This window comes from Actinomadura rugatobispora (assembly GCF_055379765.1).
In genome coordinates, this window is record NZ_AP029191.1 from 5,431,156 (window position 1) to 5,446,729 (window position 15,574).

Annotated in this window: 12 protein-coding genes and 2 tRNA genes; 10 read left to right on the forward strand and 4 right to left on the reverse strand. The window is 71.2% G+C overall.

The features are described from left to right. The first annotated feature begins 14 nt into the window (after nucleotides 1–14). The 3 genes from ACZ466_RS24170 to ACZ466_RS24180 are packed head-to-tail and all read left to right on the forward strand — an operon-like array spanning nucleotide 15 to nucleotide 2,988. A complete protein-coding gene (locus tag ACZ466_RS24170; protein WP_378283997.1) occupies nucleotides 15–1,448 on the forward strand; it encodes a replication initiator in 1,434 nt (477 codons plus the stop codon). After that, nucleotides 1,445–1,624: a helix-turn-helix domain-containing protein gene (locus ACZ466_RS24175; protein WP_378283998.1), complete on the forward strand. Its 180-nt coding sequence runs from the start codon at nucleotides 1,445–1,447 to the stop codon at nucleotides 1,622–1,624. The genes ACZ466_RS24170 and ACZ466_RS24175 overlap by 4 nt, the downstream gene beginning before the upstream one ends. Continuing rightward, complete coding sequence (locus tag ACZ466_RS24180; RefSeq protein WP_378284000.1) at nucleotides 1,624–2,988, forward strand: tyrosine-type recombinase/integrase; 1,365 nt, start codon at nucleotides 1,624–1,626, stop codon at nucleotides 2,986–2,988. The genes ACZ466_RS24175 and ACZ466_RS24180 overlap by 1 nt, the downstream gene beginning before the upstream one ends. 76 nt (nucleotides 2,989–3,064) lie before the next feature. Here the strand turns inward: ACZ466_RS24180 and ACZ466_RS24185 are convergent. Both ACZ466_RS24185 and ACZ466_RS24190 read right to left on the reverse strand, forming a co-directional pair. Next, a tRNA-Phe gene (locus tag ACZ466_RS24185) sits at nucleotides 3,065–3,138 on the reverse strand. A 23-nt stretch (nucleotides 3,139–3,161) separates the two neighbouring features. Next, nucleotides 3,162–3,236 (reverse strand) — tRNA-Asp (locus ACZ466_RS24190). Nucleotides 3,237–3,422: 186 nt separating this feature from the next. Between ACZ466_RS24190 and ACZ466_RS24195 the strand changes: the two genes are divergently transcribed. Next, entirely contained in the window at nucleotides 3,423–4,811 is a 1,389-nt protein-coding gene (locus tag ACZ466_RS24195; protein ID WP_378284001.1) for an amino acid permease, read from the forward strand. Nucleotides 4,812–4,854: 43 nt separating this feature from the next. On the opposite strand, the gene abc-f is transcribed toward ACZ466_RS24195, so the two are convergent. Further along, entirely contained in the window at nucleotides 4,855–6,471 is a 1,617-nt protein-coding gene (gene abc-f, locus ACZ466_RS24200; protein ID WP_378284002.1) for a ribosomal protection-like ABC-F family protein, read from the reverse strand. Nucleotides 6,472–7,049: 578 nt separating this feature from the next. Here abc-f and ACZ466_RS24205 point away from each other — a divergent pair. The 6 genes from ACZ466_RS24205 to ACZ466_RS24230 all read left to right on the forward strand — a co-directional run bounded on the left by ACZ466_RS24205 (nucleotide 7,050) and on the right by ACZ466_RS24230 (nucleotide 13,286). Continuing rightward, nucleotides 7,050–9,260: an adenylate/guanylate cyclase domain-containing protein gene (locus tag ACZ466_RS24205; RefSeq protein WP_378284003.1), complete on the forward strand. Its 2,211-nt coding sequence runs from the start codon at nucleotides 7,050–7,052 to the stop codon at nucleotides 9,258–9,260. A 374-nt stretch (nucleotides 9,261–9,634) separates the two neighbouring features. Then, entirely contained in the window at nucleotides 9,635–10,609 is a 975-nt protein-coding gene (locus ACZ466_RS24210; RefSeq protein WP_378284004.1) for a glycerophosphodiester phosphodiesterase, read from the forward strand. A gap of 42 nt (nucleotides 10,610–10,651) precedes the next feature. Continuing rightward, a complete protein-coding gene (locus ACZ466_RS24215; RefSeq protein ID WP_378284005.1) occupies nucleotides 10,652–10,915 on the forward strand; it encodes a hypothetical protein in 264 nt (87 codons plus the stop codon). Further along, nucleotides 10,908–11,189 carry an SH3-like domain-containing protein gene (locus tag ACZ466_RS24220; protein WP_378284006.1) on the forward strand — a complete coding sequence of 94 codons (282 nt, stop codon included), beginning with the start codon at nucleotides 10,908–10,910 and terminating at the stop codon, nucleotides 11,187–11,189. The genes ACZ466_RS24215 and ACZ466_RS24220 overlap by 8 nt, the downstream gene beginning before the upstream one ends. Further along, complete coding sequence (locus ACZ466_RS24225; protein ID WP_378284007.1) at nucleotides 11,176–11,796, forward strand: nitrile hydratase subunit alpha; 621 nt, start codon at nucleotides 11,176–11,178, stop codon at nucleotides 11,794–11,796. Before ACZ466_RS24220 ends, ACZ466_RS24225 begins: the two co-directional genes overlap by 14 nt. Before the next feature lie 149 nt (nucleotides 11,797–11,945). Next, nucleotides 11,946–13,286, forward strand: coding sequence for a sensor histidine kinase (locus ACZ466_RS24230; protein WP_378284008.1), 1,341 nt, complete (start codon nucleotides 11,946–11,948; stop codon nucleotides 13,284–13,286). 456 nt (nucleotides 13,287–13,742) lie between these two features. Here ACZ466_RS24230 and ACZ466_RS24235 read toward each other — a convergent pair whose 3' ends face one another. Continuing rightward, a complete protein-coding gene (locus ACZ466_RS24235; RefSeq protein WP_378284009.1) occupies nucleotides 13,743–15,188 on the reverse strand; it encodes a cyclic nucleotide-binding domain-containing protein in 1,446 nt (481 codons plus the stop codon). Nucleotides 15,189–15,574 lie beyond the last annotated feature (386 nt).

Consider the following 15,574-nt stretch of genomic DNA (forward strand, 5'->3'; position numbering starts at 1 on the left):
GAGACCCGCCCATCGTGCCCGACGCCGCCCCGGCCGTCACCACACCCCACATCACCGGCGTCGCCGCCCGCGACATGGCTACTCGCTACAACCGGCCCGACTTCGCCCGCTGGGCCAAGCGAGCACGCTCCACCGGCGGGTGCGCCCAACCCGTTCACCTGCGGGGCCGCGTCGAGCACATCGACCCGATGACCGGTGAAGTCCTGCACCGCTACTCCACGGCCCGCGAACCGGGCGGCGTGCTGCGGGTGGCGTGCAAGACACGCCGCGCCTCCCGATGCCCGGCGTGTGCCGAGACCTACCGCGCCGACACCTATCAACTGGTGCGGGCGGGGCTGATCGGTGGGAAGGGCGTACCGGTCTCGGTCACCTCTCATCCGGCGGCGTTCGTCACCCTCACCGCGCCGTCCTTCGGACCCGTGCACTCCCGCCGCGAGCAGGGCAGGAAGGCGGCGCCGTGTCGTCCTCGACGCAACGGCGGGACGTGTCCGCACGGTCGGCCGGTGTCGTGCGCCGTCCGACACAGCCCCGATGACCCTCGGCTGGGGCAACCGCTTTGCCCCGACTGCTTCGACTACACCGGCGCCGTTCTCTGGAACGCCCACGCACCCGAACTGTGGCGCCGCTTCACCCTCGCCGTGCGCCGCCACCTCGCCAAAGCCGGCGGGCTGCGCATCGGTGAACTGCGCGAGGCACTGACCGTCTCCTTCGCCAAGGTCGCCGAATACCAGCGGCGCGGCCTGGTCCACTTCCACGCCGTCATCCGCCTCGACGGACCCGGCGGACCCGGCGGACCCGATGCTGCCCCACCCGCCTGGGCGACACATGACGTGCTGGCCGCTGCGGTCACGCATGCGCGTGGGGCGGTCGCGGTCTCCTCCCCGGCGGTCAACGGCGTCCCCGCCCAGACGCACGAGTGGGGGACACAACTCTACATCCGCCCCATCACCACGTCCGGAGACCTCACCGATCGGGTGGTGGCCGGCTACATCGCCAAGTACGCCACCAAGGCGGCCGAATGCGTCGGCACCCTTGACCGGCGGGTTCGGGCGACCGATGACCTCGACGAGTTGCCGGTTACGGGCCATGCCCGGCGGCTGATCGCCGAATGCCTCCGCCTGGGCGCCCTCGACGAGTTCGCCGAACTACGGCTGACCGACTGGGCACACATGCTCGGCTTCCGCGGCCACTTCTCCACCAAATCCCGCGCCTACTCCACCACCCTCGGCGCCCTCCGTGAGGCCCGGATCGCCCACAACCAGCAGCAACACGAAATCACCACGGGGCGGTTGCCGCTCACCGACGAGGACCAGGTCCTCGTTGTCGCACATTGGCGCTACCTCGGCCAGGGCCTCACCCCCGGCGAAGTACTCCTCACCGCCGCACTCACCGGCAGACCTCTACCGCCGCTCAACATCACCGCCACCGCACAAGGGAGCACAGCTTGACCGAACTGGTCCTCACCGTCGACGAAGCCGCCGAACGGCTCCGCGTCAGCCGCTGGACCCTCTACAACCTCATCCGCTCCAACCAGCTCCGGACGATCAAGATCGGTCGCCGTCGTCTCGTCCCCGCCAACGCTCTCGCTGAATACCTCGACCAGCTCACGGAGGTCGCTGCCTGATGGCCGTCACCACCCTGCTCGCCGTTCCGGATGAACCGGAAGAGACGCCGGTCTTTAAGCCTCGCAAGGGTCGTTCGCGCAAGCGTGCCAATGGGGAAGGGACGATCTACCAGCGGAAGGACGGGCGATACGAGGGAGCGGCCTTCGTACCGACGACCGCCGGAACCTTCAAGCGGGTGCGTCTCTACGGCCGGACGCGTGACGAGGTACGGCGGAAGCTGACCAAGGTCCTGGAACAGGCTGACCAGGGCATCCCCGTAGCGGCCGAGAGTTGGACAGTGGCGCAGTACCTCACGTACTGGCTGGAACACGTCGTCCAGCCGGAACGCAAGCCCAGGACTGTCCAGGGGTACGAGAGCGTGATCCGGCTCTACCTGGTTCCTGAGCTGGGTAAGAAGCGCCTCGGCAAGCTCGCCGTGCGGGATGTGCGGTCCTTCATCAACCGCGTGCGGGCACAGTGCCTCTGCTGCAAGCACGGGGTGGACGCTGCGCGCGACGTACCGCGCTGCTGCGCTCTCAAGGGTGGGGAGTGCTGCGAATCTCACCCCTCGGTTCGTATGGTCCAGTCGATCCATGCCGTACTGCGGAACGCCCTGGAATCGGCCGTCCGGGAGGAGGTCATCCCGCGCAACGTGGCCAAGCTGGTCAAGGTCACGACGCCCAAGTACAAGGTCAATCGGGGACTCACGGTCGACCAGGCGCGCGACGTCCTCAAGGCCGCCGCCGGCGAACGGCTCAGCGCGCTGTACGTCCTGGCGCTATGCCTCGGCCTGCGGCGCGGGGAACTGCTCGGCCTGCGCTGGGAGGACGTCACCCTCGTCGGATGCCGCGCTTGTGCTGGGGAAGGCGGGGAGATCGACGGTGAGGAGTGCCAGACCTGCGCCGGTAGCGGGGTGGAGAGCGCCACGCTGGAAGTCGTACAGACGCTCCAACGGGTCAGGGGAGCGCTGCGCTTCGTCCGCCCCAAGACCGACGACTCGGAGCGGACCATCCCGCTGCCTCCGAACTGCATCACGGCCCTGTGCGAGCACAAGGTGCGGCAGGCAACCGAACGGGCCGACGCCTGGGACGACTGGGAAGATCACGGGTTGGTCTTCCCGTCCCGGCGGGGGACGCCCATGGAGCCGGACAACCTTCGCCGAAGCTGGGGGCGCGTCCGCGCTGCGGCCGGGCTGGACGGGGTCCGGTTTCACGACATGCGGCACACCTGCGTCTCGCTGCTGCTGCACCTGGGCATCGCGCCGAACGTCGTCCGGGAGATCGTTGGTCACAGTGACATTGAGGTGACCATGACGATCTACGCTCACACCTCGCTGGACGACAAGCGGGTGGCTCTTCGGATGCTGGGGGATGCGCTCGGCTGAGGACGTTGCCGTCAGGGTTGCCGTCAAAAAGGCCCGGAACCGATCACGGTCCGGGCCTTTTGGCTGGTCAGAAGTGTGGGCAGGGGCGGGGTCGAACCGCCGACCTTCCGCTTTTCAGGCGGACGCTCGTACCGACTGAGCTACCTGCCCATGACGCGCATCCGCACGTCTTGCGGTCCTGACGGGATTTGAACCCGCGGCCTCCACCTTGACAGGGTGGCGAGCACTCCTAACTGCTCCACAGGACCTTGCTGTCCAGAGCCTAGCGGATCTGGAGGGGGTCTCCGACCGGGGCTGGCCCGTTTCTCGGCGACCTCCGGAAGCATACGTGATGGGCGGAGGGGACGCCAACTCGATTAGGGATACCCCCTGTGGGGATGGTGGGGCGGTAGCAGGGGTGTCACTCCTGGTGCTTTGGTGAAGAGAGGGGCCTGATGGCGGAGGGGTACGAGAGAGGGCTCGGGACCCGGCAGATCCAGATGCTGGCGATCGGCGGGACGATCGGGACCGGGCTGTTCCTCGGGGCCGGGAAGAACATCGCCAAGGCGGGGCCGAGCCTGATCCTGATGTACGCGGTGGCGGGGCTGGCGCTGTTCTTCGTGATGCGGGCGCTCGGTGAGCTGCTGATGTACCGGCGGGCGGACGGGGGCTTCGCGGACTACGCGCGGGAGTTCATGGGGCCGTTCTGGGGGTACGCGACCGCCTGGACGTACTGGATCATCTGGGTGACGACCGGGATGGCGGAGCTGACCGCCGCCGGGGAGTACGTGCGGTACTGGTGGCCGGAGTTCGACCAGTGGAAGACGGCGCTGATCGCGCTGGTCGTGCTGTTCGTGGTCAATCTGATCTCGGTGAAGATCTTCGGCGAGCTGGAGTTCTGGTTCGCGATGGTCAAGGTCGCGGCGATCGTCGGGATGATCGTTGTGGGGCTCGGGGTGCTGGTGATCGGGTTCAGTGACGCGGGGAAGACCGCGTCGGTGACGAACCTGTGGTCGCACGGCGGCGTGTTCCCCGAGGGGTTCGGGGCGACGCTGATGACGTTGCAGATGGTGATGTTCGCCTATCTGGGCGTGGAGTTGGTCGGGGTGACCGCGGGCGAGGCGAAGGATCCGGAGAAGAACATCCCGAAGGCGATCAACGCGCTGCCCATCCGGTTCGCGCTGTTCTACCTGGGGTCGCTGCTGGTGATCCTGTCGGTGATCAGCTGGACGGAGTTCGAGGAGGGCACCAGCCCGTTCGTGCTGGCGTTCACCAAGATCGGTATTCCGGCGGCGGCCGGGATCGTGAACTTCGTGGTGCTGACGGCGGCGCTGTCGTCGTGCAACGCCGGCGGGCTGTACTCCACGTCCCGGATGCTGCGGACGGCCGGGGCCAACGGGGACGGGCCGAAGGTGCTGGCCCGGCTCAACGGCCGCGGCGTGCCCGTGCTGACGGTGGTGATCTCGGCGGTGGTGATGGGCATCGGCGTGGTGGTGAACGCGGTCGTGCCGGACAAGGCGTTCGAGTACATCACCTCGGTCTCCACCGGTGGCGCGATCATGGTGTGGGCGGTGATCGTCGTGTCGCACCTGGTGTACCGGCGGCGGGTGCGCGCGGGGCTGGTGCCCGGGTCGGAGTACCGGATGCCGTGGGCTCCCTACAGCAGCTGGGCGGTGCTGGCGTTCTTCGTGCTCGTGACCGTGCTGATCGCCTGGGAGGCGGACACGCGGGTGGCGTTGTACGTGATGGCCGGGTGGCTGGTGCTGGTCGCGGTCGCGTGGCCGCTGGTGCGGCGCGGGTCCAGTGCCGGGCGCGGTGCCGAGAAGGAGACGGTGGTGGCTTGAGCCGGGGTCTCCCCGGGCGTTTCCGCCCGGGGAGGCCTTCGGGTCAGGCGAGGCGGCCGTTGACGAGTTCGGCGCGGATGCCGTCGAAGGTGCTGCGGAAGCGGCGGTCGTGTGAGACGACCAGGAGCGAGCCCTTGTACGCGGCCAGGGCCTCTTCCAGTTCCTCGATGAGGGCGAGGGAGAGGTGGTTGGTGGGTTCGTCCAGGATCAGCAGGTCGGCGGGACGGGTGACGAGCCGGGCTATCTCCAGGCGGCGGCGCTGGCCGATGGAGAGGGCCGCGGCGGGCTTGGACAGGTCCTCCTCCCGGAAGAGGCCGAGGTCGAGCAGGGCGGTCGCGTGGTCGTCGGACGGTCCGGGGAGACCTTCGGCGAAGACGGTCAGGACGGTGCGGCGCGAGTGTTCGGCCGGCAGTTCCTGGCGGAGGTAGCCGATGCGTCCCGGACGCTTCACCTTGCCGTGGTCCTGGGCCAGGTCTCCGGCGAGGACGCGCAGGAAGGTGGTCTTGCCGGCGCCGTTCGGGCCGGTGAGCAGCATGCGTTCGCCCGGGTGCAGTGTGAATGTGTTGATGTGCAGGCGGCCGGCGACGCGTACGTCGGTGAGTTCGGCGGTGCGTCCCTTTCCGTGGAAGCGGGCGTTGAAGCGCAGCGGGTCGGGTGGGCGCGGCACCGGGTTCTCGTGGAGCCGCTGGAGGCGTTCACGGGCGTTGCGGACCTGGGCCGAGATGCCGCCTTCGTGGGAGCGGCGATGGCTGCGTGCGCGGTCCTCGCGCGCGGTGGGCCGGACGTTGGCGAGCCGCACCGCGTTCGTCTCGGCCAGGTCGGTCTGGCGGGCGACCTCGTCGACCCATTCGGCGTACTCCTGTTCCCAGCGGCGGCGGGCGGCGGCCTTGGCGGCGAGGTAGCCGTCCCAGCCGTCGCCGTAGCGGGTGACCGTATGGAGGTCCCGGTCGACTTCGAGGATGGCGGTGGCGAACCCTTCGAGGAACGCCCGGTCGTGGGTCACGGTCACGACCGTGCCGTGGTGCTCCCTCAACCGTGCTTCGAGCCAGGACACTGCTTGGTCGTCCAGGTGGTTGGTGGGCTCGTCCAGGAGGAGCAGTTCAGGGGAGGCGGCCAGTACGCAGGCCAGGCCCAGGCGTGACTGTTCTCCGCCTGAGAGCGTGCCGAGCGTCCTGGAGCGGGTGATGTGCGCCAGGCCGAGGGCGTTCATCGCTGCGTCGACGCGGGCGTCGGCCTCGTAACCGCCGCGGGCCTCGTACGCGCTGAGCAGATCGCCGTACGCGGCGAGTTCGTCGGGCGTGGCGTCGGCGAGGCCCTTTTCCGCCTCGCGCATGCGGCGTTCCATGTCGCGCAGGTCGGCGAGGGCGTGGTCGATGGCGTCGGCCACGGTGAGGTCGGGCGCGAGGCCGAGGGTCTGGCCGAGGTGCCCGGTTCCGCCGTCCGCGACGACGGTGACGGCGCCCGCGTCGGGGCGTTCCGTACCGGCGATGATGCGGAGCAGCGTGGACTTGCCCGAGCCGTTCTCGCCGATGACGCCGATCTTCTCGCCGGCCCGGACGGTGAACGAGACGTCGTCGAGCACGACGCGGCCGTCATAGGACTTGGCGACGTCCTTGACGGTGAGCTGTGAGGTTGCCGTATGCGGATGGCGGCGGTTCATGGATGCGTCTCCTGGTGGGTGCGGAACGGGTCCGCTCACCGGGGCGCGGCTGAGCCGGTTCGCCCCCTGCGCGCGTACGGAACGAAGGCTTGCGTGCGGTGCTGTGCCCGTGTTCGAACGGCCGTGGAGAGGAAGGGAACAACGTGAACCCGGCGGCGAGCGGGAAGAAGCGGTTCTCTGCAAGGCCGCGCCCGAGGACGTCGTCGAAGACGTGAGAGGTCGTTCCGAACCTGGGGAACGACGGGGTGCGGCATCTCCTGCGGAACGGCTCTGGCCTGCCGGTCGGGTACGTGGCGCGGGACGCGAGGTCCGCGGACTCAGCCGGGTGCCGTGATCGCGCGGGAGATCAGAGAGCGCGCAGCCGGCCGGTGGGGTTCATCTTGGGTGTTCCCATGCGCCTCATGTTACCGGACGGTGATGGCCCCGTGCTTGTGGTGACCGTCATAGTACGGTGTGTCCCCCTGGGCGCCGGCGGACGACGCGTTCTAAAGTTGGGACCGTCTCGGCAATGGCGGCCGTAGACGCGGGTTGCGAAGTCCTGGAGCCAGCCGCAGACCCCCAGAGGGCTGGAGGCGCATGTGACCGGCAGAGCGGTGGCGCGCAGTCTCGGCGCCCGGCTGGACAGCCTGCCCCACTATCCGGGCCTGCCCCGCACGATGCTGGAGCTGCGGGTCCGCTGGGTGCTCCTGGTCGTGGTCGTGGTCGCCAACGCGGGCGGCGCGGTGGTGGTGCTGCTGTTCGCCATCTTCGTCGTCCCGGACCCGCCGCTGGCGGACGTCGACCACGTGCGGCTGGTCAACACGGTCGCGTTCTTCAGCTATCCGGTGGTCGCGGGGCCGGGCGCGCTGGTCCTCGGGCTGTACCTGTGGCGCCCGGTGGTACGGCTCGTCCGCGAGGGCGGCATCCCCGACCAGGCGCAACGCCGTGCCGTGCTGCTGGGACCGTTCCGGCTCACACTGCTGGTCGGCGCGCTGTGGGTGGTCGGCGCGTTCGGCTGGGCGGTGCTCGACCTGGCGCTCTTCACCGCGCGGCTGGCGGTGAAGACCGGGCTGACCTGCCTGCTCGGCGCGATGACCACGTGCACGATCGTCTACCTGCTGTCGGAACGGCTGCTGCGTCCCGCGGCGGCGCTGGTGCTGGCCAGCGAGCGGCAGGAGGCGGAGAACCGCTGGCGTCCCGCCGCCGCGGCCGCCGCCGGCGCGGACGGGCAGCCGCGCGGGCTGTCGGAGCGGATCGCGCTGCCGGGCGTCACGACCCGGGTGATGCTGTCCTGGGCGCTCGGCACCGCCATCCCCGTGTTCGGGATGATCTGCGTGGCGATCGCGGCGCTGGCGGCCCCCGGCATCGCCACCACCCAGCTGGCGATCACGGTCCTCGGGCTGGGCGGCGTCGCGCTGCTCGTCGGGATGTACGTGACGTACATCGGCACCCGGGCGATCGCCGACCCGATCAAGTCGGTGCGCACCGGCATGGCCCGCGTCGAGCGCGGCGACCTGGGCGCCGAGGTGCCCGTGTACGACGCCAGCGAGGTGGGCCGCCTCCAGGTCGGCTTCAACCACATGGTGGCCGGGCTGCGCGAGCACGAACGGCTGCGCGACCTGTTCGGCCGGCATGTCGGCGAGGAGGTCGCGGGGCTGGCCCTGGAGCGCGAGGACATCGAGCTCGGCGGCGAGACCCGCGAGGTGGCCGTGCTGTTCGTCGACCTCACCGGCTCCACCCGGCTCGCCGAGACCCGCTCGCCCGACGAGGTGGTGGGGCTGCTCAACCGGTTCTTTGGCGTCGTGGTGAACGTGGTGGGCGCGCACGGCGGCTGGATCAACAAGTTCGAGGGCGACGCCGCGCTGGCGATCTTCGGGGCGCCCACCGAGATCGAGGACGCCGGCGGGGCCGCGCTGGGCGCCGCGCGCGAACTGGCGGTGCGGCTGCGCACCGAGGTACCGCAGTTGGACGCGGGCATCGGCGTCTCGGCCGGGCCCGTGGTCGCCGGCTACATCGGAGCCGAGAAGCGGTTCGAGTACACCGTCATCGGCGATCCGGTGAACGAGGCGGCCCGGCTGAGCGACCTGGCGAAGGTCTCGCCCGGCCGCGTGCTGGCCTCCGGGACCGTCTACGACCTGGCGGACCCGCGGGAGTCCTCGGAGTGGGAGGCCGGGCGTCCCGTTACGCTGCGCGGGCGGCGCCGCCAGACCCGGCTGGTGACGCCGCGTCCGGCCGCCGTCGCCGATCCCGTCGAGCCGCCGGTCCCGGCGCCGACGGCGGTGGCGGGTATGTCCGAGGCCGCCGTCTCGGCCGCCCGCCGCCTGCGCCTGCCCCGCCCGCCGCTCCCGCCGCGTTTCCGCCGGCCGCGGCGGATCCCGCTGCGGCCGTCGATTCCGATCCCGCTCACGATGACGGTGTCGCTGGCCCGCGTCATCCGCCCGTCAAAGCCCACACCCGCCTCGCGTCCGGCCGATCCGTCCGATTCGGCCGGTCCCGGGGATCCTGCGGCTCCCACTGATCCTGCGGGCGCTGCGGAGACTGAGGATCCCGCCGTCCCCGCAGATCTCGCGGGCGCCGCGGGCCCTGCGCAGAACGCGCGCGCCGCTAAAACCGCAGCCCCTGCGGACGCGGCGGGCCCTGCGGAGAGTGCGTCCGCCGCGGAAACCGCGGCCCCTGCGGACGCGGTGGGCCCTGCGTCAAGCGTGCGGGACGCGAAGAGCGCGGGTTCTGCGGACGCGGCGGGCCCTGCCGAGAACGCGGGTGGTACGGAGACCGCGGGCCGTGCGGAGAGTGCGCGCCGCGGAGACTGAGGAGCCCGCGAGCGACGCAGGCCCCGCTTCCCGCGTGCGGGATGCGAGGAGCACGGGCTCTGCGGGCGCGGCGGGACGTGCGGCGAGGGCGGGTGGCGCGGAAGGCGCGGGGCCTGTGGAGGGCGGGGGGCGGGGCTGTGTCTTAGCCCGTGGAGGGGCGGCCGAACGGCGTTCCGACGCCCGCTGAATCGGATATTGCGGAAACTAAGCACGTTACGCGCAAAGAGGCGCAGCAGTAGCGTTACAGCGAGTCTCCGGGCGAAACGGGACACAGAAGGTCATACGGTAGACACTATCTGCTACCAGGTCGTTACTCTGAAGTCATCCGGCGCCTTGACGGTGGGAGCGAGAGCTCCTAGTCCGAGAGGTGACGAATGTTCCGACGGCTCGGTTTCTCGTTCGCCGCGATCATGGCCGGGACGTCGCTGGCCGCCGCCGCGCCCCCGTCCGCCACCGTCGCCGCCGGCCGGACGCAGCGGACGCCCGCCCCGGGGCCCGCAATGCCCGCGGCTTCGTCGGCCGCGAACGTCGCGCTCCCGGCCGCGCAGCGCACCGCCGCGCGGGCCCGTCTCGCCAACATCGCCCATCGGGGCGCGTCGGCGTACGCGCCGGAGAACACGCTTCCGGCGCTCCGGGCGGCCAGGTCCCAGCGCGCCGACGTCGTCGAGGTGGACGTGCAGCAGACCAAGGACCGCAAGCTGATCCTCATGCACGACACCACGCTCGCGCGTACCACCAACGTGGAGTCGGTCTTCCCGCGCCGCAAGCCGTACCGCGTCTCCTCGTTCACCCTCAAGGAGATCCGCAGGCTGGACGCGGGTTCGTGGTTCGGCAAGAAGTACAAGCGCACGCGCGTGCCCACGCTGAGCGAGTCGCTGCGCGCGATGGGCGGCAGCGGGGTCGGCATGCTGATCGAGATCAAGCGGCCGGGAGGGTACCCGGGCATCGAGCGCCGCGTCGCGGCCGAACTGCGGCGGCACCCGTCCTGGCTGCGGCGCGATCCGGCGGAGCGGCGGCTGGCCGTCCAGTCGTTCGACTGGAATTCGATGCGGCGCTTCCACAAGGCCATGCCGCGCGTTCCGATCGGGCTGCTCGGGAAGCCGGCCACGAGCCGGTTGCGAGGGCTGGCCAAGTTCGCCGACCAGATCAACCCGCCGCAGCGCGGACTGACCGCCGCGTACGTCAAACGCGTGCACAAGCTGAAGATGGACGTCCTCACCTGGACGGTCAACGACAAGGCCCGGATGCGCCGTGCCATCCGCCTGGGCGTGGACGGCATTTTCACCAACAAGCCCAAGGTGCTCGAAAGCGTGCGGAAGGAGCGCCGCTCCCGCCAGGCCGCCGGGTAGCGGGTCCGAGCGCCGCGCCCTCCTTTCGGTTAGCGTCAGAGCATGAGCCGAGTGCACGACATGGGCGGCCAGCTCGGATTCGGTCCCGTGCCGGTCGTGGTCGGCGACGAGCCGCCGTTCCACGCCGACTGGGAGGCGCGGGTGTTCGCCGTCAGCGCCGTGCTGCTGCGCGTCGGCGTGTTCACCATGGACGAGTTCCGCGACGCCATCGAGAGCCTGCCGCCGGAGACCTATCTCCGGTCGTCGTACTACGAACGGTGGCTCCACGCCATGGAAGGGCTGCTGGAGGCGAAGGGCCTTGTCTGAGGCGTCCGCGTTCGCCGTGGGAGACCGGGTGCGGGTAAGGCCGGGCGACCCCGTCCACCACACCCGGGCGCCCCGCTACGTGCGCGGGCAGGCCGGCGAGATCGTCCTGTCGCACGGTGCGTGGCCGCTGCCGGACGACGGGGCGCGCGGCATCGACCCGCCGCGCGTGGAGACCGTGTACGTCGTGCGGTTCGACGCCCGCGACCTGTGGGGCGGCGAGGGCGGGCACACCGTGGCCGTTGACCTGTGGGAGTCCTACCTTGAGCGCTGCTGACCACCACCACGCCGAGACGGCGGAGCACGAGGACCTGCCGGTGGCCGCACGGGTGCGGCGGCTGGAGGAGCGCGTGATCGCCGCCGGGCTCACCACCGACGAGAACCTTGACGCGTTCATCGGCGAGTTCCTGCGCCGCGCCTCGCCGGTGAACGGGGCGCGGCTGGTGGCGCGGGCCTGGACCGACCCCGGTTTCCGTGAACGGCTCCTAGCCGACGGCAACGCCGCCGTGGCCGAGCTCGGACTGAGCCCCGGCGACCCCGCGCGGGAGGGCTACCGGCTCCAGGTCGTCGCGAACACCGAGGGCGTCCACAACGTGATCGTCTGCACGCTCTGCTCCTGCTACCCGCTGTCGCTGCTGGGCCCGTCCCCGTCCTGGTACAAGAGCCACGCCTACCGGGCCCGGACGGTACGGGAGCCGCGGGCCGTGCTCGCCGAGTTCGGGCTGACCCTGCCCGCCGAGGTGGAGATCGCCGTGTGGGACTCCAGCTCCGAGGCGCGCTACATGGTGCTGCCGCGCCGCCCGTCCGGCACCGGGGACCTGACCGGGGACGAGCTGGTCGCCCTTGTCACCAGGGAGGGCCTGATCGGCACCGCCGCCGTCTGATCGGCCCCGGCGGGTGCCTTCGGTGAGATCTTTGTTGTCTCTTAGCCGACCGTCGCCCGTCCAGGGAGCGCGTTCCGGCGCCCGGGGTGATTACCTCACCTTTGGGAGGTCGGGTGGCCGGACGGCACACAGGGTCCATACGGGTGCGCATGACCCTCAAGGCCGGGGTCCTCGCCGCACTCGTGTCCGTCGCTGTGACCGCCCTGCTGATCGTCGCCGTGCGGGGCCGGGCCGAGGACTTCAAGCAGAACCAGACCGGTCGGGCCGCCCTGGGCATCGTCCACCTCATCAAGCGGGACCGGCTGCCGCCGACGCTCAACCCGGCCGGCGCGCAGGCCCTCCAGGTGCTGAACGCGGGCGGCCGGGTGGTCGCCTCCACGCCCAACCTGCGGGGACGGGGAAGGATGGCGCGGTTCCAGCCCGACGAGGACAACGTGTTCGCCGTGCGCACGCTGTGCCCGCCGTCCGGGCTGCGCGGCTGCATGCGGGTCATCTCCTTCCGGGTCTACCAGCAGGACGGCGACTGGACCGTGTACGCGTCCGACCGGGGCGTCCCGTGGTACGTCAGCGGCGGGCTGCTCGGCTTCCTGGTCGCGGCGTCGGTGCTGATGAGCCTGATGGCGGCGGTGCGGACCTGGCGGACCGTGGACCACACCCTGGCCCCGGTGGACGCCATCCGCGCCGAGCTGGCGGAGATCACCGACACCGAGTCGGGGCGGCGGGTCCCCGTCCCGGCGAGCCGCGACGAGATCCGGCTGCTGGCCGAGACCGCCAACGCCACGCTGGACCGGCTCGACGCCGCGCTGGCGCGCCAGCGGCAGTTCACCTCGGACGCCTCCCACGACCTGCGCAGCCCGATCACGGCGGCCCGGGCCCAGCTGGAGGAGGCGCTGCTGAATCCCGCAGAGGCCGACTGGCCGCGGGTGGGCCGGTCCGTCCTGGCGAGCCTGGAGCGGCTGCAGGCGATCGTCACCGATCTTCTCGAACTGGCCCGGCTGGACGCCGTCGCGCAGGGGGACGGCGCGGGCCGCCGCGGCGAGCGGCTGGACCTCGGCGCGCTCGTCGACGCGGAGTTGGACCGCGCGTCGCGCTACCGGCAGAAGCGGCTGGTCAGGTCGCTGGAGCAGGGCGTGGAGGTCCAGGGGGACCGGCTGCGGCTGTCGCGGCTGCTCGCCAACCTGCTGGACAACGCCGAACGGCACGCCGTCGAGCAGATCACCGTGACCGTGCGGGGGGACGACGGGGCCGCGGTTCTGGAGGTGACCGACGACGGGGAGGGCATCGCCCCGGAGGACCGCGAGGCCGTCTTCCAGCGTTTCGCCCGGTTGAAGGCGGGCCGTGAACGCGACGCGCAGGGGACGGGACTTGGGCTGCCCATCGCCCGTCAGGTAGCGCGCGCACACCACGGCACCCTCACGGTCGAGGACAGCCCGCGAGGCGCCCGTTTCGTCCTGAGACTCCCGCGCCGCCAGCGACGCCCCGGAACCTGACGTTTCCGCGAACACGACCGGCGAGCGGGCCTGACCGATGCCTGCGACCCATGAGCCGTGAGGGGAGCGGGCTGGGCGCCTGGAGCACGGAGCCCGGTACATGAGGCAGGCGGCGCGAGGCCGGATGCGCAAGGCGGCGAGCTTGGGTGGGTTGTGGGTTTGTGGCCGCGTGCGCGACGCGAGCGGTGTAGGGCACGGGCCGAGTGCCTGCGGCGCCGGAAAGCGGAAACCGGGCTGGGCGGGAGACCCGAGGGCCGGATTGGTGCGCGGGGCGCGAGGATGATCGGGCCGCGTGCGCGGGGCGCGGGGCCTCGGGGGCGTGCGGGGCGCGGGGCCTGGGGCTGCGGGGCGCGAGGGCCGGGGGCGGGTGCGCTGGGCGCAGGGCCGGGCGGGGGCGCGAGGCGCGCGGGGCGGGGCGCCTGGGGGGCCGGGTGCGGGGAAGGGCCCGGCCTCTTGTCAGGCGGCGGCGGTGGCGGTGGACAGGTGCATCCAGGCGGAGATGTCGGATTCCTTGACGGTGCAGCTGACCTGCTGGTAGCTCGCCGGGACGACGTGCCCGGGGGCGTGGGCGATGACGTTCTCGTAGACGAAGACGGAGGCGATGAAGCCGAGGTCGGATCGGGTCTTGGCGAGCCACTCCTTGAGGATCGGGGCGTCCAGCAGCCGGGCGGTGTGGATGACGGCCGAGCCGGCGACGCCTTCGTCGTCGTGGGTGACGGGGCCGACGTGCAGCGCGACGCGCAGCTGGATGCGCACGGCGTCGCTGGCGCGGCGGTTGTGGCGGCGCAGGCCGGCGGTGAGGTCGGCGATCAGGGGGTCGACGACCGAGCGGGTGGGATGCTGCGGCGGGACGATGATCATCGCTCCGTCGCCGCGGTCCTCGCGGTGGCAGTCGTCCCAGGGGACGCTGGATCCGGCGAACGCCTCGCGCAGCAGCCGGTACATCACCTGGCGGACGGCGAGCCGGTCGTCGTCGTTGCGGTGCGGCGCGCTGAACCCGGCGATGTCGACGAACATGATCGAGCACATCTGCCCCGCCCACGTGGCCGACCCGGAGGCGGGCGCGGGGACGGTGGCGGGGGCGGGCTGCGATGGGACGAGCGCCGACGCCGGGGAGGCCGACAGCATGGACGGGGAAGGGGACGGGTAGGGCGTCGTGGGTCGTGTGGGCGCGCGGTGGGCGCCGCCCAGTTCCGGTGGGGCCGGGGCGGGCGTGTAGAGCGCGGTGGCCGTCAGGTCGGGTGGGAAGACGATGTCGGTGGACGAGCCGCCGCTCTCGGTGAGGCGTTCGTAGAGTTCGCGTTCCAGGACGGCGACGACCCGGGGGTGGTCGGACAGGAACGCCGCGAACTGCTGGGTGGTCATGCACAGGGTGCGCACGACGTCCAGGGCGACGATGCCGGCCGAGCGCTGCCGCAGCAGGAGCGCGGCGCGCTCGCCGATGATGTCGCCGGGGCCGCGGGTGGCGATGATCCGCTCGTGGCCGTCCCGGATGACGCTGACCCGGACGTAGCCGGACAGGATGACCAGCAGGTGCCCGGCGACCTCGCCCTCGTGCCAGAGCACCGCCCCGGCGGAGTAGATCTTGGTGGTGGCGGCGATGCTGAAGGCGTGCCGCTCTTCGCGGGTCAGCGACGCCCAGAAGCCGTGCGCGGGGAAGCCGGGCGGCAACTGCTGGAGTACGCCGTGCTGATGGTGGGGGTGGGCGCGTTCGCGCATGACCTGGGCCGGGTGCATCGTGTCGGCGGGGCGCGTTGTCCGCCCCGCGTGGTGGGACGCGGCGGTGGGACGGCGGTGGGTGTCGCCGCACTGGTCGGGCAGATGGCCGTGGTGGTCGGGGAGACGGCCCGTGTTGTCGGGGTCGAAGCGGTGTGCCGGGTCGAGTACCGGGTCTCGGGTCATTGGGCCCCCTTCGACGCGGGGGTTATGGCTGCGGTCGGGGTTGCCTTGTGGTCAGTACGCATATGGTCGAGTCACCCCATGCTCGAATGCGACTCCGAGGAACGATGGCGCTGGTCGGCGTTAGGCCGTTCCGATTCGAGTCCGTGATCGGATGGGCGCACCGATCGGAAGTCGCTGTCACCTATAGCCTGAACCGCGTGGACGCGGTTAGACTGGGTGAGTCCGTTAAGGTCGTTTTTCCTGGTCAGCGGAGTGTCTTGGCAAAGAGTGCCAGAACAGGTCCGAGGCTTGGTGAACGGCCCCGACGGTCCCGAAGGGGTCGCCCTCCGCTTCCTTTGATCTGCTTGGCTGGCTACCGGTGATCAGAGGCGAGTGAGGGCGACTCT